The 21,353-nt window shown below is 55.0% G+C and carries 20 protein-coding genes and 1 tRNA gene; 5 read left to right on the top strand and 16 right to left on the bottom strand.

Translation table 11 applies throughout. The features are described 5' to 3' along the window. Positions 1–76: 76 nt before the first annotated feature. From L383_RS00950 to proB, 3 genes are all read right to left on the bottom strand, one after another. A tRNA-Thr gene (locus L383_RS00950) sits at positions 77–152 on the bottom strand. Positions 153–263: 111 nt separating this feature from the next. Then, positions 264–1,517, bottom strand: a complete 1,254-nt coding sequence (proA, locus tag L383_RS00955) for a glutamate-5-semialdehyde dehydrogenase (protein WP_023332162.1) — start codon at positions 1,515–1,517, stop codon at positions 264–266. 11 nt (positions 1,518–1,528) lie between these two features. After that, entirely contained in the window at positions 1,529–2,632 is a 1,104-nt protein-coding gene (proB, locus tag L383_RS00960) for a glutamate 5-kinase (RefSeq protein ID WP_014882684.1), read from the bottom strand. Positions 2,633–2,937: 305 nt separating this feature from the next. On the opposite strand from proB, the gene phoE reads away from it, so the two are divergent. Then, on the top strand, positions 2,938–3,990 hold the full coding sequence (phoE, locus tag L383_RS00965) for a phosphoporin PhoE (RefSeq protein ID WP_014882683.1): 1,053 nt from the start codon (positions 2,938–2,940) through the stop codon (positions 3,988–3,990). 112 nt (positions 3,991–4,102) lie between these two features. On the opposite strand, the gene crl is transcribed toward phoE, so the two are convergent. The 3 genes from crl to gpt form a co-directional block, all read right to left on the bottom strand. Continuing rightward, positions 4,103–4,504: a sigma factor-binding protein Crl gene (gene crl / locus L383_RS00970; protein ID WP_014882682.1), complete on the bottom strand. Its 402-nt coding sequence runs from the start codon at positions 4,502–4,504 to the stop codon at positions 4,103–4,105. A gap of 57 nt (positions 4,505–4,561) precedes the next feature. Then, a complete protein-coding gene (gene frsA / locus L383_RS00975) occupies positions 4,562–5,806 on the bottom strand; it encodes an esterase FrsA (RefSeq protein WP_014882681.1) in 1,245 nt (414 codons plus the stop codon). Between the two features lie 104 nt (positions 5,807–5,910). Then, positions 5,911–6,369, bottom strand: a complete 459-nt coding sequence (gpt, locus tag L383_RS00980; RefSeq protein WP_003863205.1) for a xanthine phosphoribosyltransferase — start codon at positions 6,367–6,369, stop codon at positions 5,911–5,913. 260 nt (positions 6,370–6,629) lie between these two features. Between gpt and pepD the strand changes: the two genes are divergently transcribed. Continuing rightward, positions 6,630–8,087, top strand: coding sequence for a cytosol nonspecific dipeptidase (pepD, locus tag L383_RS00985; RefSeq protein ID WP_023332161.1), 1,458 nt, complete (start codon positions 6,630–6,632; stop codon positions 8,085–8,087). Positions 8,088–8,142: 55 nt separating this feature from the next. Here the strand turns inward: pepD and dinB are convergent, their stop codons facing one another. From dinB to L383_RS01025, 8 genes are all read right to left on the bottom strand, one after another. Further along, entirely contained in the window at positions 8,143–9,201 is a 1,059-nt protein-coding gene (dinB, locus tag L383_RS00990; protein ID WP_023332160.1) for a DNA polymerase IV, read from the bottom strand. 107 nt (positions 9,202–9,308) lie between these two features. Further along, positions 9,309–9,509 carry a (Na+)-NQR maturation NqrM gene (nqrM, locus tag L383_RS00995; RefSeq protein WP_014882678.1) on the bottom strand — a complete coding sequence of 67 codons (201 nt, stop codon included), beginning with the start codon at positions 9,507–9,509 and terminating at the stop codon, positions 9,309–9,311. Between the two features lie 2 nt (positions 9,510–9,511). Then, on the bottom strand, positions 9,512–10,735 hold the full coding sequence (nqrF, locus tag L383_RS01000; RefSeq protein ID WP_014882677.1) for an NADH:ubiquinone reductase (Na(+)-transporting) subunit F: 1,224 nt from the start codon (positions 10,733–10,735) through the stop codon (positions 9,512–9,514). Between the two features lie 10 nt (positions 10,736–10,745). Next, a complete protein-coding gene (nqrE, locus tag L383_RS01005) occupies positions 10,746–11,342 on the bottom strand; it encodes an NADH:ubiquinone reductase (Na(+)-transporting) subunit E (RefSeq protein ID WP_006810004.1) in 597 nt (198 codons plus the stop codon). A gap of 6 nt (positions 11,343–11,348) precedes the next feature. After that, the gene (locus L383_RS01010; RefSeq protein WP_014882676.1) at positions 11,349–11,987 is read right to left on the bottom strand and encodes an NADH:ubiquinone reductase (Na(+)-transporting) subunit D; all 639 of its coding nucleotides are present in this window, start codon (positions 11,985–11,987) and stop codon (positions 11,349–11,351) included. After that, on the bottom strand, positions 11,980–12,774 hold the full coding sequence (locus tag L383_RS01015; RefSeq protein WP_014882675.1) for a Na(+)-translocating NADH-quinone reductase subunit C: 795 nt from the start codon (positions 12,772–12,774) through the stop codon (positions 11,980–11,982). Before L383_RS01015 ends, L383_RS01010 begins: the two co-directional genes overlap by 8 nt. After that, on the bottom strand, positions 12,767–14,002 hold the full coding sequence (locus L383_RS01020; RefSeq protein ID WP_014882674.1) for an NADH:ubiquinone reductase (Na(+)-transporting) subunit B: 1,236 nt from the start codon (positions 14,000–14,002) through the stop codon (positions 12,767–12,769). The genes L383_RS01015 and L383_RS01020 overlap by 8 nt, the downstream gene beginning before the upstream one ends. Before the next feature lie 2 nt (positions 14,003–14,004). Then, positions 14,005–15,348: a Na(+)-translocating NADH-quinone reductase subunit A gene (locus tag L383_RS01025; protein ID WP_023332159.1), complete on the bottom strand. Its 1,344-nt coding sequence runs from the start codon at positions 15,346–15,348 to the stop codon at positions 14,005–14,007. Positions 15,349–15,647: 299 nt separating this feature from the next. Between L383_RS01025 and dpaA the strand changes: the two genes are divergently transcribed. Next, positions 15,648–16,388, top strand: coding sequence for a peptidoglycan meso-diaminopimelic acid protein amidase (gene dpaA, locus L383_RS01030; protein WP_014882672.1), 741 nt, complete (start codon positions 15,648–15,650; stop codon positions 16,386–16,388). Here the strand turns inward: dpaA and L383_RS01035 are convergent. Beyond that, positions 16,359–17,126, bottom strand: coding sequence for a class II glutamine amidotransferase (locus L383_RS01035; protein WP_014882671.1), 768 nt, complete (start codon positions 17,124–17,126; stop codon positions 16,359–16,361). The two genes, dpaA and L383_RS01035, sit on opposite strands and share 30 nt — an antisense overlap. 46 nt (positions 17,127–17,172) lie before the next feature. After that, the gene (gene lpcA / locus L383_RS01040) at positions 17,173–17,751 is read right to left on the bottom strand and encodes a D-sedoheptulose 7-phosphate isomerase (RefSeq protein ID WP_010427884.1); all 579 of its coding nucleotides are present in this window, start codon (positions 17,749–17,751) and stop codon (positions 17,173–17,175) included. 239 nt (positions 17,752–17,990) lie between these two features. Between lpcA and fadE the strand changes: the two genes are divergently transcribed. Beyond that, the gene (gene fadE / locus L383_RS01045; protein WP_014882670.1) at positions 17,991–20,435 is read left to right on the top strand and encodes an acyl-CoA dehydrogenase FadE; all 2,445 of its coding nucleotides are present in this window, start codon (positions 17,991–17,993) and stop codon (positions 20,433–20,435) included. Between the two features lie 108 nt (positions 20,436–20,543). Beyond that, positions 20,544–21,314 (top strand): amidohydrolase, encoded by a 771-nt coding sequence (locus L383_RS01050; RefSeq protein ID WP_014882669.1) that lies wholly within the window; start codon positions 20,544–20,546, stop codon positions 21,312–21,314. The last annotated feature ends 39 nt before the right edge of the window (positions 21,315–21,353 follow it).

The raw sequence follows: 21,353 nt of genomic DNA, 5'->3' as shown, positions 1-21,353 counted from the left end.
GGCGGACAAACAGAACAGCCAACACCGCGAAAAACAAGGAAAAATGGACGATTGGGGATGGTGCTGGATGAAATGATGGTGCCGATAATAGGAGTCGAACCTACGACCTTCGCATTACGAATGCGCTGCTCTACCAACTGAGCTATATCGGCCCTGAGAGGCCGGTTACGAGTGTAACCACGGGGCAAAAGGTTAGATCTAACCGGGTGATGCGTCAATGCCCTTTTGAATCAAACGGCTATTTTTGCATCACCCGTGATTATTTACGCACGAATTGTATCGTCACCGAAGCCGATCCATTTGTACGTGGTCAGAGCTTCGAGGCCCATAGGGCCGCGCGCGTGCAGTTTCTGCGTGCTGACCGCCACTTCTGCGCCAAGTCCAAACTGGCCACCGTCGGTGAAGCGCGTTGAGGCGTTGACATACACCGCAGAGGAGTCCACTTCGTTCACGAAGCGATCGGCATTGCGCAGCGTACGCGTCAGGATCGCGTCAGAATGCTGGGTACCATGCTCACGGATGTGGGCAATCGCGTCATCGAGATCGCTAACAATCTTCACGTTCAGATCCAGCGACAGGAACTCGTCATCGTACTGCTCCGCTTTGACTGGCACTACCTTAGCCGGGCCATCCTGGAGCAGTGTGAGCGCATTGGCATCCGCGTGCAGCGTTACGCCGCTCTCCGCCATCTGTTTGCTCAGCGCCGGGAGGAAGGTATTTGCAATACCCTGATGCACCAGCAGCGTTTCCACGGTGTTACAGGTACTTGGACGCTGAGTTTTGGCGTTAACGATAATCTTCATCGCCGGGGCAATCTCTGCGCTGTCATCGACAACGATATGGCATACGCCGATACCGCCTGTAATGACCGGAATAGTGGACTGTTCACGGCACAGCTTGTGCAGACCTGCGCCACCGCGTGGGATCAGCATGTCGATGTATTTATCCATGCGCAGCATTTCGTTGACCAGCGCACGGTCTGGGCTCTCGATCGCCTGCACGGCTCCCGCCGGTAAGCCACACTCTTCCAGCGCCTGCTGAATGACGTTTACCGTCGCGGCGTTGGTGCGCCAGGTCTCTTTTCCGCCGCGCAGAATGGCAGCGTTACCGGTTTTCAGGCACAGAGAGGCAACGTCAACCGTCACGTTTGGACGGGCTTCATAAATCACACCAATGACGCCGAGCGGCACGCGGCGACGCTCCAGACGCAAACCGCTGTCAAGCAGCCCACCGTCAATCACCTGCCCTACCGGGTCAGCCAGATTACAAACCTGACGGACATCATCAGCGATGCCTTTCAGGCGCGTTGGCGTCAGCGCCAGGCGGTCGAGCATCGCTTCGCTCAGGCCGTTTTCACGCGCCTCAGCTAAATCTTGTTCGTTGGCTCGCAGGATCTCAGCGGATTGCGATTCCAGATAATCAGCGATTTTTTCCAGCACGCGGTTTTTCTCACGGCTGGAAAGGAGCGCCAGTTTATAAGAGGCGGCCTTCGCGGCTGCGCCCATTTGTTCCAGCATGTTCTGGCTCCTTAACGAATAATCATGTCATCGCGGTGAACGGCAACCGGGCCATATTCATAGCCCAGAATGGCGTCGATCTGCTGCGAATGGTGGCCCGCAATGCGGCGCAGCGCGTCGCTGTTATAGCGGCTTACGCCATGGGCTATATCGCGACCTTCAAGGTTACGGATGCGGATCACTTCACCACGGGAGAAGTTGCCTGTCACGCTTTTAATTCCTTTAGGAAGCAATGAACTCCCTCGTTCCAGAATCGCCGCCGTCGCGCCTTCATCAACGGTGAGCTCACCGGCAGGAGGCGCGCCAAATATCCAGCGCTTGCGGTTTTCCAGCGGGGATTCCTGCGCGTGGAAGCGGGTGCCGACAGAGATGCCTTCCATCACGTCACCAATCACGCCCGGGCGGCTGCCCGCCGCAATAATGGTGTCGATACCGGCACGGCACGCCACGTCAGCAGCCTGCAGCTTGGTTCCCATGCCACCGGTTCCCAGCCCTGAAACGCTGTCACCGGCGATGGCACGCAGCGCATCGTCGATGCCATGAACGTCGGTGATCAGTTCGGCTTCCGGGTTGGAGCGCGGATCGGCGGTAAACAGCCCTTGCTGATCGGTCAGAAGCAGGAGTTTATCAGCTCCGGCCAGAATGGCGGCCAGCGCAGAGAGATTATCGTTATCCCCCACTTTGATTTCAGCGGTGGCAACGGCATCGTTTTCGTTGATGACGGGAACAATGTTGTTGTCCAGCAGCGCGCGCAGGGTATCGCGCGCGTTCAGGAAGCGCTCTCTGTCTTCCATATCCGCGCGCGTCAGCAGCATCTGCCCGACGTGAATACCATAGATGGAGAACAGCTGTTCCCAGAGTTGAATGAGTCGGCTTTGTCCCACGGCGGCCAGCAGCTGTTTAGAGGCGATCGTCGCGGGAAGTTCGGGGTAACCCAGATGTTCACGCCCGGCGGCAATCGCCCCGGAAGTCACAATCACAATACGATGCCCTGCGGCATGCAGTTGAGCGCACTGACGTACAAGCTCAACAATGTGGGCGCGATTTAGGCGGCGCGATCCGCCTGTTAACACACTGGTACCGAGTTTTACCACCAGCGTCTGGCTGTCACTCATGATTCTCTGCCGTTCAACGATAAGGGAAAGTAATGTCGAACGAACGTTTTAACAGGAGTCAGCCCGGTTGCCAACTGCCTTAGTACATCACAAAGCACTTTGTTGCGCGGGATCAGGAAGCGTAGCGGCAAAATTTGACGGATTTATTACCGAAATAATAAATCACAGTTTTTTAAAATTATTCTTAGTTTGTCATAAAAGTTTCATTCCAGAACGATAAAACCCTTCCTGTTTTTTCACGGGACTTAAGCATGAGCTTATCGTCCAGCGAATTTTTTTAGCGCGTTTATAAGACAGGATCGAAAATGAAAAAGAGCACTCTGGCATTAGTGGTTATGGGCGTGGTGGCTTCTGCATCCGTTCACGCAGCTGAAGTTTATAATAAAAACGGTAATAAACTGGACGTGTACGGCAAAGTTAAAGCGATGCACTATATCAGCGATGATGACACCAAAGATGGTGACCAGACGTACGTTCGCTTCGGTTTTAAAGGTGAAACCCAGATTAACGATCAGCTGACGGGCTATGGCCGTTGGGAAGCTGAATTTGCCGGTAACAAAGCCGAAAGCGACTCTTCTCAGAAAACACGCCTGGCGTTTGCGGGTCTGAAACTGAAAGACTTTGGTTCCCTGGATTATGGTCGTAACCTGGGTGCCCTGTACGACGTCGAAGCGTGGACCGATATGTTCCCTGAGTTCGGCGGCGACTCTTCCGCACAGACCGACAACTTTATGACCAAGCGTGCCAGCGGTCTTGCAACCTACCGTAACACCGATTTCTTCGGTGCGATTGATGGCCTGGACATGACGCTGCAGTACCAGGGCAAAAACGAAAACCGTGACGCCAAAAAACAGAACGGTGACGGTTTCGGTACCTCTCTGACCTATGACTTCGGCGGTAGCGATTTCGCCGTCAGCGGTGCGTACACCAACTCTGACCGCACCAACGCACAGAACCTGCTGGCGCGTGGTCAGGGCCAGAAAGCAGAAGCCTGGGCTACCGGTCTGAAATACGACGCGAACGATATTTATCTGGCAGCCATGTATTCCGAAACCCGCAATATGACGCCAATTTCCGGCGGCTTTGCTAATAAAGCGCAGAACTTTGAAGTTGTTGCACAATATCAGTTCGATTTCGGCCTGCGCCCGTCTCTGGGTTATGTCCAGTCTAAAGGCAAGGATATCGAAGGGATTGGTGACGAAGACCTGGTGAAATATATCGATGTCGGCGCGACCTATTACTTCAACAAAAATATGTCCGCATTTGTTGATTATAAAATCAACCAGATTGACGACGATAATAAACTGGGCGTAAGCAGCGATGATATTGTTGCGCTGGGTATGACGTACCAGTTCTAAGATTATCCGAATAAGAAAATCCCGGCAGATGTGCCGGGATTTTTTTGCCCGAAATGAATGCGGTCTGATGCCCTCACCCCGGCCCTCTCCCACAGGGAGAGGGAGAAAAGCATTACGCGGTCAGCTTCACCGCTTCGCTGGAAAAGTTATCCGCGGGTTCGAACTTCAGCTCCAGAGAGGCCAGCAGTGCGCTCGCTTTGTCGTGGAACTCTTTGAGGGTATATTCCAGGCGATCAATCACTTCCTGATCGTTGATGGTGGTGGCCTGCCAGTTGCCGTCTTTATTAAACAGGCCAAACTGGTAGCTATAGGTAAAACGTTTCTCCTCAGCTTCCATTTCCATCCACCAGCCCCAGAATTCACGTTTTTCGGGTGCAGGCTTCACGTTGACGCAAACAGCCAGGCAGTCGAAAAAAAAGCGATTCTCTTCACACTGCTCTTCTCGAATATATGGGCCGAGAGCCATAAATTTCTTAATCAGCCTACTTTTCGGGTGTCCACTCGGTAACGTCATTGCGATCTCCTTTTGTGAAGCCACTGTTTTACCAAACCAGCAAAATTTAGCAATCTATTAACACAATCTCTGAGCGATCCAGCGCGTAATCTCTTTCAGTGCTTTGTCGAAATTCTGATATACCGGGCTGAACGGCACCTCAAGCAATTTACCATCCGCAGATGACGAAGTGATTAAGCGTGACTCTTCCTCCGGGCTGAACGGATCGTTTTTCCAGAAGCCGGACAACATCGGCGTCGGGCAACGGCGTCCCAGCAAACCTTGCGTTTTTAACGAGTAACGATTGAGCTCAACGCGCAGCGCTTCATCTGATGCATCATGCATGCCAAGGCGGCTGGCCAGCACGTCAAGGTACATTTCCGGCACGCTGCCCTGACGGGCAGGATCGCTAAGCAGGGCGTGGACTACCGGGCCCAGGCACGCGACGGCCTTCAGGCGCGATGATTCAAGGTAAGCCAGACGCACTGCGACGTTCGCCCCAAATCGGAAGCCGAATGCCGCCACGCGGGTGTGGTCAACCCAAGGAATGTTTTCCAGCGCTTTTAGCGCATGCTGGTGCAGCAGACTGGAATCCTGAGTCAGCTTCCATTTGGATGAGAAACCAATTGAGGGCATATCAAGCGTCAACATCGCGATCCCTTTTGGTGCGAAGTAACGCTCATACAGGCTGTAATAGTCGATTTGCAGCGAATCCAGCCCGCCGCACATCAGGACGGTCGGGAACGGGCCGTCTCCTTCAGGCATATGAAGGAACCCGGTGACGGGCGCACCGCCGGGAATGGTGAACTCCAGTTCGCGCATCTGGCCCGGAAGGCGCTGAGCCGCTTCTTCATAGGCTCGGTTCGCCAGCGCCTGAGCCTGCTCAGCCAGCTCATCACCTTTTAAATGCGGGTAGGCGGCAATGGCGTAGAGATTGGCCGCATGGAGCCAGTGCTTGCCGCTCCGCGTAGCATCTTCCTCCTGGCTGGCTTTTTGCTGCCAGAGCATCGCCTGTTTAGACCATTCATAGATCCAGTTGCCGCCGCGATAGCCGACCACCGTGTCGTAGAGTTCGCTGTCTGTGCGCTCCGACTCGCTCATGACGATACGCGCCTGCACATCCAGGATTTCACGCGGATCAATACCGCGCCAGATCCACATCAGGCGGTTAATCATGCGATACCAGTGGGGGACGTTTTTGCCGTCTAAGGCAGACTGGACGGCAGGCTGGATACCCGGATTGAACCGACGGACCAGCGTCGACGTTTCAGGGTGTTTGAAACGGGGTTTGAAGAGTGTCTCGGTGAGATTCGCCTGCGTCATTGCGTTGCCTCCATGGATACGTCATATAACGTCCATTGTAACGCGTGGCAGGATAAAAAGAACAACGCCCGACATAGCCGGGCGTGTAAAGTTACGTGCGGAAATTAACGGCCTGAAATAGGCGGTACAAAGACCACGCCCATATCCCATGGCTGTTCAATCCAGGTATCCTGAGGGATATCAATCACGTAATCGTCAACCAGTGGGCGACCCGCCGGTTTCGCGAAGATAGTGACGAAATGCGCTTTTGGATACATTTCGCGGATAGCCACCGCGGTACCACCGGTGTCCACCAGATCGTCGATGACGATAAAGCCTTCACCGTCGCCTTCAGCGCGTTTCAGCACTTTCAGCTCACGCTGGTTGTCGTGGTCATAGCTGGAGATGCAAACGGTATCGACATGACGAATACCCAGCTCACGTGCCAGCAGCGCCCCCGGTACCAGACCGCCACGGCTGACGGCAATAATGCCTTTCCACTGTTCGGAAGGCATCAGACGCGCAGCCAGTTTGCGGGCGTGAATCTGCAACATGTCCCAGGTGACGACGTATTTTTCGCTCATGTGAAGTGTCCCAGCCTGTTTTTATACGGCTTAAAAAGTGTTCGAGGGGGAAATAGGTTGCGCGAGATTATAGAGATCTGACGCACTAAAAACCAGTGTTTAGCGCCCTCTGCCTGAGTTTTTACATGCTTTATGCTACCAGCCCGCAGAGAAAGTGGTATTCTCAGTTGCATCTCGCAAGCCTGTCTTGTGGTAACTATTAACCTGCTAACCCTGTGACCTGCAACCTTGTTTGCAGAGCATCGACAAGGAGACTTATCGTGTCTGAACTGTCTCAATTATCTCCGCAGCCGCTGTGGGATATTTTTGCCAAAATCTGTTCCATTCCACACCCTTCCTACCATGAAGAACAGCTTGCCGAACATATTATGGGTTGGGCGAAGGAAAAAGGTCTGCACGCTGAACGCGACCAGGTTGGTAACATTCTTATCCGTAAACCGGCCACCGCAGGCATGGAAAACCGCAAACCGGTTGTCCTGCAGGCGCACCTGGACATGGTGCCACAGAAAAACAATGATACCGTTCACGATTTCACTAAAGACCCGATCCAGCCCTACATCGACGGCGACTGGGTGAAAGCGCGCGGCACCACCCTGGGTGCAGATAACGGCATCGGCATGGCCTCTGCGCTGGCCGTGCTGGCGGATGACAGCGTTGAGCACGGTCCGCTGGAAGTGCTGCTGACCATGACCGAAGAAGCAGGCATGGACGGCGCATTCGGTCTGCAGGCGAACTGGCTGCAGGCTGATATCCTGATCAACACCGATTCCGAAGAAGAAGGTGAGATCTACATGGGCTGCGCGGGCGGGATTGATTTCATCTCTACCCTGCCACTGTCACGCGAAGCGGTGCCTGCGGGTTACCAGACCTTCAAGCTGACGCTGAAAGGGCTGAAAGGCGGCCACTCAGGCGGTGATATTCACCTGGGCCTGGGCAACGCCAACAAACTGCTGGCACGCTTCCTGGCGGGCCACGCGGCTGAGCTGGATCTGCGCCTGGTAGACTTCAACGGCGGTACCCTGCGCAACGCGATCCCACGCGAAGCCTTCGCCACCGTTGCAGTACCAGCAGCAAAAGCGGACGAGCTGAAAAAACTCTCCAGCGTCTACCTGGATATCCTGAAAAACGAACTGTCAGCGAAAGAGAAAAACCTGACCGTGGTGCTGGAGTCTGTTACTACCGACAAAGCCGCGCTGACCGTGCAGTCTCGTGAAACCTTTGTTCAGTTGCTGAACGCGACGCCAAACGGCGTGATCCGCAACTCTGACGTGGCGAAAGGCGTGGTAGAAACCTCACTGAACGTGGGCGTGGTCACCATGAGCGACGACAGTGCAGAAATTATCTGCCTGATCCGTTCCCTGATCGACAGCGGTAAAGAGTACGTGGTGAGCATGCTGGAATCTTTGGGGACGCTGGCGGGTGCCAAAACCTCCGCTAAAGGCAGCTACCCGGGCTGGCAGCCGGATGCCAGTTCTCCGGTGATGGCGCTGGTGCGCGAAACCTATCAGCGTCTGTTCAACAGCACGCCGAACATTCAGGTGATCCACGCGGGTCTGGAGTGTGGTCTGTTCAAGAAACCGTATCCGAACATGGACATGGTCTCTATCGGGCCAACCATTACCGGGCCGCACTCGCCGGATGAGCAAGTTCATATCGAAAGCGTGGGCCATTACTGGACCCTGCTGACCGAGTTGCTAAAGGCGATTCCTGCTAAGTAATTCGTCGTCTGTTGCCCGGTGGCGCTACGCTTACCGGGCCTACGATTGGCGTAATCTACAATCCCAAAACCAACTGACGCTCTAACTGTGGATCCAACAGTGTGACGTGCAGCCCCACCAGTCGTACTCCGCGCCCTGCCCGCCGTTCTTCCCATGCTTTTTTTGCCGTCGCGATAAGATCGTCTCTGTTCAGACGCGGCCAGACGTGCTCCTGCGTAGTCTGCTGGAAGTCGTTAAACTTGAGCTTCACGCCCTGCCGGGCGATGAGCAGATCGGGCTTAACCTTCGCTAAGCGCCTTTCCAGCTCAGGATAAAGCTGTTCAGTGATGATGAATTCACATTCGGACCAGTCGTGAATATCTTCCATCAGCGTGCGTTCAACACCAACCGATTTACGCAACCGCTCGCTGCTTACGCTGCGTTCATCAATGCCCTGACTGCGTTCCCACAGCACGCGACCAAACTTTCCGAAACGCTTGAGTAGCATAGCCAGATCGCTTCGCTGCACATCTTCGCAGGTGCGTAATCCCATACTTTCCAGCTTCGCGGCGGAGACTTTGCCTACGCCGGGGATTTTGCCAAGCGGAAGCGTTTTCAAAAACGCAGGCACCTCTTCGGGGGTAATGACGTACTGACCGTTGGGTTTATTTAAATCGGAGGCGATTTTAGCGAGAAATTTTACCGGCGCGACCCCTGCCGATGCGGTGAGATTCAGCTCGCTGGAAATAGTCTGGCGGATCTCCTGCGCCATCAGGGTGGCGGAGCCGTGACAGTGAAGGCTGTCGGTGACGTCAAGATAGGCTTCGTCCAGGGATAGCGGCTCAATCAGTGAGGTATAGCGTGAGAAGATTTCCCGTATATGGTTCGACGCTTCTTTATAGGCTTCAAAGCGCCCAGGCAAAAGGGTGAGGTGCGGGCAGAGTTTTAACGCCATCGCCGTCGGCATGGCGCTGCGCACGCCAAATTTGCGCGCAGGGTAGTTGGCGGTGCTGATCACCCCACGCTGTACGCGGCTGCCGCCAATGGCGATGGGGATATCCCGCAGCGCCGGGTTGTCACGCATCTCCACTGCGGCAAAAAAGCAGTCCATATCGACATGGATTATTTTGCGCATAGTAAGCCCTCACTCATTACTGGATAAGTATACAGTAAATAAATGAGGGTTGAGAAGTGTACGTGGGAATTGTCGGGTGGCGGCTTCGCCTTACCCGACTAACAAGACTAAATAATGCGCTGCTGTTCGCGGGCCATTCTTTTTTTCCGTGCATCGCACGGTTCCGGGCAGTCGCAGACCTTTTCCATTCCGAGAGAAGAGATCCCGCCGCAGCTGCCCTGAATGCTTTTACGCTTGATGATCCAACCTAATGACATGCCGAATACCACCAGCACAAACACCGCAAAGGTCGCCAGAAAGGTCAACATGATCAGCCTCCGAAATCATCAAGGAGGATGTTCTCATCTTCCACGCCGAGATCTTTCAGCATCTTGATCACAGCGGCATTCATCATTGGCGGACCACACATGTAGAACTCGCAGTCTTCTGGTGCCGGGTGCTGTTTGAGGTAATTTTCATACAGCACGTTGTGGATGAAGCCCGTATAGCCTGTCCAGTTATCTTCCGGCTGCGGGTCGGAAAGCGCCACGTGGAAAGTAAAGTTAGGGTTCTCACGCGCCAGCTGTTCGAACTCATCGTCATAGAACATTTCGCGCAGGGAACGCGCCCCATACCAGAAGCTGATCTTACGCGTGCTCCCAAGACGCTTGAGCTGGTCAAAGATGTGTGAGCGCATTGGCGCCATACCCGCGCCCCCGCCGATAAAGACCATTTCTGCGTCGGTATCTTTGGCAAAGAACTCCCCGAACGGACCGGAGATGGTGACTTTGTCGCCAGGCTTGAGGGACCAGATGTACGACGACATCACGCCCGGCGGGGCATGTGGCACGTTTGGCGGCGGGGTGGCGATACGCACGTTGAGCATAATGATGCCCTTCTCTTCCGGGTAGTTAGCCATGGAATAGGCGCGAAGCGCGGGCTCTTTGACCTCGGAAACAAAGCGGAAGAGATTAAATTTATCCCAGTCGGCACGGTACTCTTCAGGCACGTCGAAGTCGGCATACGCCACGGTGTGTGCCGGACAATCAATCTGGATATAGCCCCCCGCACGGAACGGGACGCTCTCCCCTTCAGGCACACGCAGCTTAAGCTCTTTAATGAAGGTGGCTTTGTTATCGTTAGAGATAACCTCGCACTCCCATTTTTTCACGCCGAAGATCTCTTCCGGCAGCTCAATCTTCATGTTCTGACGCACCGCGACCTGGCATGCCAGACGACAACCCTCTTTCGCTTCACGTTTCGTAATATGCGACAGTTCTGTGGGCAGAATATCACCGCCACCCTCTTTCACCGTCACACGGCATTGCCCGCATGAGCCGCCGCCACCGCAGGCTGACGAGACAAAGATCCCGTTGCCGGAGAGCGTATTAAGCAGTTTATCCCCTGCCGGGGTACGGATCTGATTCTGGGGATCGTCATTGATATCAATGACCACATCACCGGAATTGACCAGCTTCGCGCGCGCCGCCAGAATCAGCCCTGAGAGCACCAGTACTATCAGCGTGAACATCACCACGCCAAGAATAATTTCCATCTTTTAGCCCTTATAGCTGCACACCGGAGAAGGACATAAAGCCCAACGCCATCAGGCCGGTGGTGATAAAGGTGATCCCTAAGCCACGCAGCCCGGCAGGGACGTTGGCATATTTCATTTTTTCGCGGATCCCCGCCATGGTAACAATCGCCAGCATCCAGCCGATACCGGATCCAAAGCCATACACCACGGATTCACTGAAGTTGTAATCACGCTGAACCATGAATGAGACGCCACCAAAGATGGCACAGTTTACGGCGATGAGCGGCAGGAAGATCCCCAGCGCGTTGTACAGCGACGGGAAATACTTATCGAGGATCATCTCCAGGATTTGCACCAGCGCCGCAATTACCCCGATAAAGGTGATGAAGTTCAGGAAGCTGAGATCAATCCCCTCCACCAGCGCACTGTCCCGCAGTACAAAGTTGAACACCAGGTTGTTAATCGGAACGGAAAGCCCCAACACCACGGTGACCGCCACGCCCAGACCAAATGCCGTCGAGACCTTTTTGGAAACGGCAAGGAACGTACACATGCCCAGGAAGAAGGCGAGCGCCATGTTTTCAACAAACACCGCGCGCACAAATAAACTCAGGTAATGAGCCATTGTCGGTTACTCCTTTTCCTGCTGTTCGGGCTTCAACGTACGAATCAGCCAGATCAGCAAACCGATAATGAAAAATGCGCTTGGGGCCAGCAGGAACAGTCCGTTTGGCAGATACCAGCCGCCGTTCTGTACCGTGTCCAGCACCGTGATGCCAAACAGCTTGCCGCTGCCAATAAGCTCGCGCAGGAAACCGACCGTCAGCAGGATCACGCCGTAGCCCAGACCGTTGCCGATCCCATCCATAAAGCTCGCCAGCGGCGGCATTTTCATGGCGTAGGCTTCAGCGCGTCCCATCACGATACAGTTGGTGATAATCAGGCCGACAAACACCGAAAGCTGCTTCGAGGTTTCATAAGCAAACGCGCGCAGCAGCTGATCAACGACGATCACCAGCGAAGCGATGATCGCCATCTGGACGATGATCCTTACGCTGTTGGGTATGTGGTGGCGGATCATTGAGATAAACATGCTGGAGAACGCTGTCACCAGCGTAACTGCCAGCGTCATCACTACCGCCGTTTCCAGTTTGGTCGTCACCGCCAGGGCAGAGCAAACGCCCAGCACCTGCAGCGTTATCGGGTTATTGGCTAAAAGTGGGCCAATCAGCACCTTTTTAACTTCTTTCAGTTCACCCGTATCAGCCATTGTTTAGCGCTCCTTCACGTACGTTTTTCAGGAAGGGACCAAAGCCCAGTTCACCCATCCAGAAATCAAAACTGTGCTGCACCCCGTTAGAGGTGAGCGTGGCCCCGGAAAGGCCGTCAACGGCGAAGTCATCACCGGGACGCGCGCCCCCTTTCACCACCTTAAGCGCAGGCTGACCGTTATCGTCGAGTACTTTTTTACCGACAAACTGCGCACGCCAGTTAGGGTTCTCAACTTCGCCACCCAGCCCCGGCGTTTCGCCCTGATCATAATAAGTAATGCCTTTGACCGTGCGGCCATCGGTGTCCAGCGCCACAAAGGCGTACATCATTGACCACAAGCCGTTACCATAGATGGGCAAAACCACTTCCTGCACGCGTTTTTGCTCGTCACGAACGAGATAAATCTCCGCAATATTGCTGCGGCGCTTAATCCCTGCCGGATCCTGAGAGGCATCAAGCGAAGTGCTCATCTGCGGATCTTTCAGCGCCAGCGCCTGGTTATATTTCGCCGGGTCTTTATCCATCAGTTCACCGGTTTTTAAATTCACCAGCCGTGCGGTAATGCGTTCAGCAAACACGGCTGAGACGTCGTCCTTCGTCATGCCTTCCTGCATCAGCCCGGCCACGGCCAGGATGTTACGCTGTTTATCCAGCGCCCGTTGCTCCTGCTGCAGCGGTTTTAACCCGACGGCAGAACCGGCGACGACAATGGAACAGACCAGGCAAAGCACCAGAACCACCAGCAATGTTTTGCTGATGCTGTCGTTATTTTTGACTTCAGCCACGCGCCTTCCTCCGCTTAATGTTGGCGCGCACGACCAGATAGTCGAACAGCGGCGCAAACAGATTGGCAAACAGAATGGCCAACATCATCCCTTCCGGATAGGCCGGGTTGACCACGCGAATCAATACACACATCACCCCAATGAGCGCGCCGTAACACCATTTACCTCTGTCGGTAAACGAGGCCGAGACGGGATCGGTGGCCATGAACATCATGCCAAACGCAAAACCGCCCAGCACAAGGTGCCAGTACCACGGCATAGAGAACATCGGGTTCGTGTTTGAACCAATGAGATTGAACAGGGTGGCAGTAAGCACCATCCCGAGCATCACGCCTGCGACGATGCGCCAGGAGGCCACGCGACCAAAGAGAATGATCGCCCCACCGAGCAAAATCATCAGGGTAGACACTTCCCCGATGGAGCCCGGAATGTTGCCAATAAACGCATCAAACCAGGTCACCGGCTGGCCGGTCGCATTATTGACCAGCGTTTCACCGCCGCCTGCCGCCCACTGGGAAAGGGGTGTCGCACCGGAGAAACCGTCCGCAGCCGTCCACACCAGGTCACCTGAGATCTGCGCCGGGTAGGCAAAGAACAGGAACGCACGCCCCGCCAGCGCCGGGTTCAGGAAGTTACGCCCGGTCCCGCCGAAGATCTCTTTGGCAATCACGACGCCAAAGCTTATCCCCAACGCCGCCTGCCAGAGTGGCAGCGTAGGTGGCACAATCAGCGCAAACAGGATAGAGGTAACAAAGAAGCCCTCGTTAATCTCGTGTTTGCGGATGATGGCGAACAGCACTTCCCAGAAACCGCCCACGATAAAGACAGTCATATAAATCGGCAGGAAGAATACCGCCCCCAGCGTCATCATGCTGAGCCAGCCCGCGTCCGCCGCGAAGCTCACGCCTAACGACTGTGCCAGGCGGTAGTGCCAGTCAGACTGAATGACCTGCGCCAGCTGCTGCGCATCATAGAGATGATGCAGCGCCGGAATGGTTTGCAGCCCCACGTTGTACATGCCCCAGAACATAGCCGGGAAGACCGCAAACCACACCAGGATCATCATGCGTTTCAGGTCGATGGCATCGCGAACGTGCGCCGCCCCTTTCGTCACCAGACCCGGCGTGTAGAAAATGGTCGTCGTCGCTTCGTACAGCGGGTAGTACTTCTTCAGTTTACCCTCGGTAAAATGCGGCTCTATTTTTTCAAAGAGGTGTTTTAAGCCCATCGTTATCCTTCCTGCTCAATGCGGGTTAACACCTCGCGCAATACGGGTCCATATTCGTATTTACCTGGACACACATAGGTACACAGCGCCAAATCTTCTTCATCCAGCTCGAGACAGCCCAGCGCCTGCGCGCCGTCGGTATCACCGGCAAGGAGATCGCGCAGCAGCACGGTTGGCAGAATGTCCAGCGGCATCACGCGTTCGTAGTTGCCAATCGGGACCATTGCGCGCTCCCCGCCGTTCGTGCTGGTGGAGAAATTAAAGAGCTTATGACGCAGGAAGTGACCCAGCGTAGTGCGGGTCACGGAGTATTTCTCTGCACCCGGCAGCACCCAACCGAACAGCTCTTTCTCACGCCCTTCCTGCACAACGCTCACCTGAAGATGGAAACGGCCCAGATACGCATGCGCATCAACTGCACGGCGCCCACTGAGTACTGAACCGGAAATCAGGCGGTTTTCACCCTCTTTCGTTTCCCCGGAAAGCAGGTCATTAAGATCGGCTCCCAGAAGCGTTTTTACCAGGCGCGGGTTTGCAGCCTGCGGACCGCCGATAGCGATGACCCGTTCAGCGCAGAGAACGCCAGTGGTAAAGAGCTTACCAATGGCAATGACGTCCTGATAATTAAGATGCCAGACCTGTTTTTTCAGACTCACCGGCTCAAGGAAGTGAATATGGGTGCCGACCAGCCCAGCCGGATGTGGACCCGAAAATTCATTAAACGTGACCTGCCCCTGCGGATGGCCGCCAAGCTTGCCACCGCCGGCCTGGCAGACGTGAACTTTTCCGGGCGTCAGGCGCGTTAAAACCGTCAGCCCGGCATCGAAGGCTTTACGCTGCGCCAGAATAACGGGCTGCGGGTCTGCGCTGAGCGGGTTGGTGTCGATGGCCGTCACGAATATGGCAGCCGGGGCCGTATCAGGAGCGGGGGATTTGCTGAAAGGACGCGTGCGAAGTGCCGTCCACAAACCGGATGCCAGCAGTTGAGCCTGCACAGTTTCCCGGCTAAGCGACGCGAGTTCTGCGGCGTCGTAATGGGCAAACTCACGCTGTTCATCGCCTTCAATGCGGATCACCACCGACTGAAGGACACGGCGCTCGCCACGATTGATCGCCACAACGGTGCCGCTGGCAGGAGCAGTGAACAGCACGCCGGGATTTTTTTTATCCTCAAAGAGCGCCTGCCCTTTGATAACGCGATCGCCCTCCTGAACCAGCATCGAGGGACGCATTCCCAGATAATCGTCGCCTACGATGGCGACATGACGGACACTTGCACCGGGCGAAACGTGCTGCTCGGGCACGCCTGCAATCGGCAGATTAAGTCCTTTTTTTATTTTAAACATGTGGTTAGCAGGTTTCCATAAACAACAATCCAGTGGGCGCGAAGTGTACCATTTTCCCCTTCTCACGGGCAGGGGATCCGCCTTCGGGCGCGCCAAATTGCGAGCTAATACGCAAAGTTCCTGGAGCCAGCGTGATTTTTGATGGTTTATAAAGTAAAACTAATTTGTAAACTCATCGCCCGACTCTTGCGAAAATCTATAGCGGTGCTAATGTGAGCGCTCCTAACAGAATAATCTGATTTCGGGTCTCTTTTGCCGCCCTGGCAAGTTGGTCTACGTTTTATCAAGGAACTTGTAGTATGCGTAAAATCGCATTGTTCATTGCGATGCTTCTGATTCCGTGCATGTCGTTTGCCGGGCTGCTCAGCAGCAACAGCTCCACGACGCCGATCAGCAAAGAATATAAACAGCAGTTAATGGGATCGCCGGTTTATATTCAAATCTTCAAGGAAGAACGCACGCTCGATCTATTTGTGAAAATGGGCGAGACATATCAGCTGCTTGATAGCTACAAAATTTGTAATTACTCCGGCGGGCTGGGGCCAAAACAGCGCCAGGGTGATTTTAAAAGTCCGGAAGGGTTTTATAACGTTCAGCGTAGCCAGCTCAAACCGGACAGCCGCTTCTATAAAGCCATTAACATCGGTTTCCCCAATGCCTATGACCGTGCTCACGGTTATGAAGGGAAATACCTGATGATTCACGGTGCCTGCGTGTCTATCGGCTGTTATGCGATGACCGATGCCGGCATTGATGAAATTTTCCAGTTCGTAACAGGCGCGCTGGTGTTCGGGCAGCCTAACGTTCAGGTCAGCATTTATCCGTTCCGTATGACGGATGCCAACATGGCCCGCCATAAGTACTCCTATTACGCCGATTTCTGGAAACAGCTGAAGCCGGGTTACGACTACTTTGAGCAGACCCACAAGCCGCCTGTGGTTTCTATCGTAGATGGCCGTTACGTGGTCAGCAAACCGCTGAGCCACGAAGTCGTCCATCCACAGCTGGCGTCAAATTACACGGTCCCCGAGACAAAATAGCACCCACTCGCCTGGCATGATCTTTTGCCAGGCTTCGTTGCCCGTCAGCGGCTGCGTCGCAATGACTGTGACCACATCGTTCGGTGTGGTCTCTTTCTGAAAGTCTATCTCCACATCCTGATCGAGCAGCTTTGCAACGCCAAACGGCGCACGGCGCGTGATCCAGAACAGGTTCGTCGAACAGAACGCCATGACATAGCGTCCGTCTGACAGCAGCATGTTAAACACGCCTTTTTCACGTAGCTCAGATGCCAGCGTCGCGATGTATTTAAACACGGCGGTCATGTTGCCGGGCGTACGAGGATAACGTTCCGTCAGCTTGTGCAGTAGCCAGCAGAAGGCTTTTTCGCTATCCGTTTCGCCGACCGGGCGGAAATTCCCCGTCTCCAGCGACTTATAGCCCGTCAGTTGCCCGTTGTGCGCGTAGGTCCAGTTTCGCCCCCACAGTTCACGGGTAAACGGATGGGTATTTTCCAGCGCCACTTCGCCGCGGTTTGCCTGACGGATGTGCGCAATCACCGAGCGGGACTTGATGGGATAGTCCTGCACCAGTTTGGCAATCGGTGAGTTATAGCTGGGCTGTGGATCTTTGAACGTGCGACACCCTTTGCCTTCGTAGAAGGTAATGCCCCAGCCGTCTTTATGCGGCCCGGTTCCTCCACCGCGCTGCACCAGCCCGGTGAAACTAAAGCAGATATCGGTTGGCACATTGGCGCTCATCCCGAGCAGTTCGCACATACATCACCTCCACAACAGCGGGGGCAAGAGTGCCCCCAGCAAAGTCTTACTTAACCATCTCTTTTTCGATCAGTTGAATCAGGATGTGGATCACTTTGATGTGAATTTCCTGAATACGGTCAGCATAACCGAAGTGCGGAACGCGAATTTCGACATCCGCGGTACCGTCCATCTTACCGCCATCTTTACCGGTCAGGGTGATGACTTTCATCCCTTTTTCACGCGCGGCGGCGATCGCTTTGATCACGTTGCCGGAGTTGCCAGAGGTAGAGATCCCCAGCAGCACGTCGCCTTCACGGCCTACCGCTTCAACGTAGCGGGAGAAGATGTGGTCGTAACCGAAGTCGTTGCCTACGCAGGAGATGTGGCTGACGTCGGAAATCGCAATCGCCGGGTAGCCCGGACGGTTTTCGCGATAGCGTCCGGTCAGCTCTTCTGCAAAGTGCATGGCATCACAGTGGGAACCACCGTTACCGCAGGAGAGCACTTTGCCGCCCGCTTTAAAGCTGTCGGCCAGCAGGACCGCCGCGCGCTGAATAGCGTGAATGTTGGCATCATCTTTCAGAAAGTTAGCCAGCGTTTCCGCCGCTTCGTTCAGTTCGTTACGAATAAGATCCTGGTACATGAGGATAATCCTTCAGTATTGATGAAATAACACAGTGGAGTGTACCGGATAGCGGGAAAAGCGAGAAGCTAAAGCCATGCGAATCCTCCGGCGTTTTGCTTTTTCGTGCCGGCGAAAACACGAACAATGTGAGCCCGGTTGTAATTATTTTGTAAACACATTGCTAAAGGAAATAACATCAACTACAACCATATCATCACAAGTGGTCAGACCTCCTACAAGCAAGGGAGCTTTTCTTTATGATGATTTTGAGCATTCTCGCAACTGTTGTACTGCTCGGTGTGTTGTTCTATCACCGCGTCAGTTTATTCCTGAGTAGTGTGATTCTGCTGGCCTGGACGGCTGCACTTGGCGTCGCTGGTCTGTGGAATATCTGGCTTTTAGTTCCGCTGGCCATCATTCTTCTGCCGTTTAACTTTACCCCGATGCGTAAGTCGATGATCTCCGCGCCGGTGTTCAAAGGCTTCCGCAAAGTAATGCCGCCAATGTCGCGGACTGAGAAAGAAGCGATTGATGCCGGTACCACCTGGTGGGAAGGCGACCTGTTCCAGGGCAACCCGGACTGGAAAAAGCTGCATAACTATCCGCAGCCGCGTCTGACCGCTGAAGAACAGGCTTTTATTGACGGCCCGGTGGAAGAAGCGTGCCGCATGGCAAACGACTTTGCCATCACCCATGAAATGGCCGATCTGCCGCCAGAGCTGTGGGCGTATCTGAAAGAACATCGCTTCTTCGCGATGATCATCAAGAAAGAGTATGGCGGTCTGGAATTCTCCGCTTACGCTCAGGCTCGCGTGCTGCAAAAGCTGGCGGGCGTCTCCGGGATCCTGGCGATTACCGTTGGCGTGCCTAACTCCTTAGGCCCGGGTGAACTGCTGCAGCATTACGGTACCGAAGAGCAGAAAGATCACTACCTGCCGCGTCTTGCGCGTGGTCAGGAAATCCCTTGCTTCGCGCTGACCAGCCCGGAAGCGGGTTCAGATGCAGGCGCGATCCCGGATACCGGCGTAGTCTGCATGGGCGAGTGGCAGGGCGAGCAGGTGCTGGGCATGCGCCTGACCTGGAACAAGCGTTATATCACCCTGGCGCCAATCGCCACCGTGCTGGGTCTGGCCTTTAAGCTCTCTGACCCGGAAAAACTGCTGGGCGGCGAAGAAGATCTGGGCATTACCTGTGCGCTGATCCCAACCTCTACCCCAGGCGTTGAAATTGGTCGCCGTCACTTCCCGCTGAACGTGCCGTTCCAGAACGGCCCAACCCGCGGTCAGGACATCTTTGTGCCGATTGATTACATCATCGGTGGTCCGAAAATGGCCGGTCAGGGCTGGCGTATGCTGGTGGAATGTCTGTCGGTTGGCCGCGGCATTACCCTGCCGTCGAACTCTACCGGTGGCCTGAAATCTGTGGCGATGGGGATTGGTGCATACGCCCACATCCGCCGTCAGTTCAAAATCTCCATTGGCAAGATGGAAGGTATCGAAGAGCCGCTGGCGCGTATCGCAGGTAATGCCTACGTGATGGATGCCGCCGCATCTTTGATTACCTACGGCATTATGCTGGGCGAAAAACCGGCCGTGCTGTCCGCGATTGTGAAATACCACTGTACCCACCGCGCGCAGCAGTCGATCATTGACGCGATGGATATCGCAGGCGGTAAAGGCATTATGCTCGGCGAAGGCAACTTCCTGGCGCGCGGCTATCAGGGCGCACCGATTGCCATCACCGTGGAAGGGGCAAACATCCTGACCCGCAGCATGATGATCTTCGGTCAGGGGGCGATTCGCTGCCATCCGTACGTGCTGGAAGAGATGGCCGCTGCGCAGAATAATGACGTGGATGCTTTCGATAAGCTGCTGTTCAAACATATCGGTCATGTGGGTAGCAACAAGGTGCGTAGCTTCTGGCTCGGCCTGACGCGCGGTCTTACCAGCGCGACGCCAACCGGTGATGCGACCAAACGCTATTATCAGCATCTGAACCGTCTGAGCGCCAACCTGGCTCTGCTGTCGGATGTTTCCATGGCCGTTCTCGGCGGTAGCCTGAAGCGTCGCGAGCGTATATCTGCCCGTCTGGGGGATGTGCTGAGCCAGATCTTCCTGGCGTCTGCGGTCCTGAAGCGTTACGACGACGAAGGGCGTCAGGAAGCGGATCTGCCGCTGGTACACTGGGGCGTTCAGGATGCGATGTATCAGGCAGAACAGGCGATTGACGATCTGCTGGCGAACTTCCCGAACCGCTTTGTTGCGGGCGCCCTGCGCGTGGTGATCTTCCCGACCGGTCGTCACCACCTGGCACCGTCCGACAAGCTGGACCACAAAGTGGCGAAAATCCTGCAGGTACCGAGCGCGACACGCTCCCGTATCGGCCGTGGTCAGTACCTGGCCCCTACGCCACATAACCCGGTGGGTCTGCTGGAAGAGGCGCTGCTTGATGTAATGGCCGCCGACCCAATTCATCAGAAGATCTGCAAACAACTGGGCAAAAACCTGCCGTTCACCCGTCTGGATGAACTGGCGAAACAGGCGCTGTCAGGTGGCATTATCGATAATGCTGAAGCAGCAATTCTGGTAAAAGCCGAAGAGAGCCGTCTGCGCAGTATTAACGTCGATGATTTCGAACCGGACGAGCTGGCAACACAGCCGGTAAAGCTGCCAGAGAAGCACCGTAAACCTGAAGCGGCATAACCCGTTTCGTTCTGACAAACCCCGCCGCGCGCGGGGTTTTTTATTGCCACATTTTCTCGTAATGACGTGCTACAGTGTCAAAAAGGGGTCGTTTGAGGAGTCTGTATCGTGCCGGGTTTGAAGATTTCGATTTTGCAGCAACCTTTAGTGTGGATGGATGGCCCTGCCAACCTGCGCCACTTTGATCGTCAACTGGAAGAGATTACCGGACGAGATGTGATTGTCCTGCCGGAGATGTTCACCACCGGCTTCGCCATGGAAGCAGCTAAACAATCAATGCCTCAGGATGACGTGGTCGCCTGGATGCATACCAAAGCGCAGCAAACAAACGCGCTGATCGCGGGTAGTGCCGCCCTGCAAACCGAGCGCGGGCCAGTGAACCGTTTTCTGCTGGTTGAGCCGGAAGGGAAAGTGCATTTTTACGATAAACGCCACCTGTTCCGCATGGCGGATGAGCATCATCACTATGAAGCGGGTAACGAGCGCGTGGTATTCGAGTGGCGCGGCTGGCGCATTCTGCCGCTGGTCTGCTACGACCTGCGCTTCCCGGTGTGGTCGCGCAACCGCAACGATTATGACCTGGCGCTGTATGTCGCCAACTGGCCAGCACCGCGCTCGCTGCACTGGCAGTCGCTGCTGGTGGCGCGCGCCATTGAGAACCAGGCGTATGTGGTGGGCTGTAACCGTGTGGGGACGGATGGCAACGGGCATCACTACCGCGGCGACAGCCGGGTGGTAAATCCGCAGGGCGAGATTATTGCGACTGCCGAGCCGCATCAGGCAACGCGAATTGATGCGGAGCTATCGTTGACCGCGCTGAAGGAGTATCGGGAGAAGTTTCCGGCCTGGCAGGATGCGGATCCGTTTAGCATCGGGTAAAAAAGCCGGGTGGCGGCTACGCCTTACCCGGCCTACAAA

It is taken from the genome of Enterobacter sp. MGH 37 (assembly GCF_000534515.1).
GTDB classification, from domain to species: Bacteria; Pseudomonadota; Gammaproteobacteria; order Enterobacterales; family Enterobacteriaceae; genus Enterobacter; species Enterobacter kobei.
Note: the sequence above shows the minus strand (reverse complement) of the source record. Positions and strands in the feature narration are given on the sequence as shown.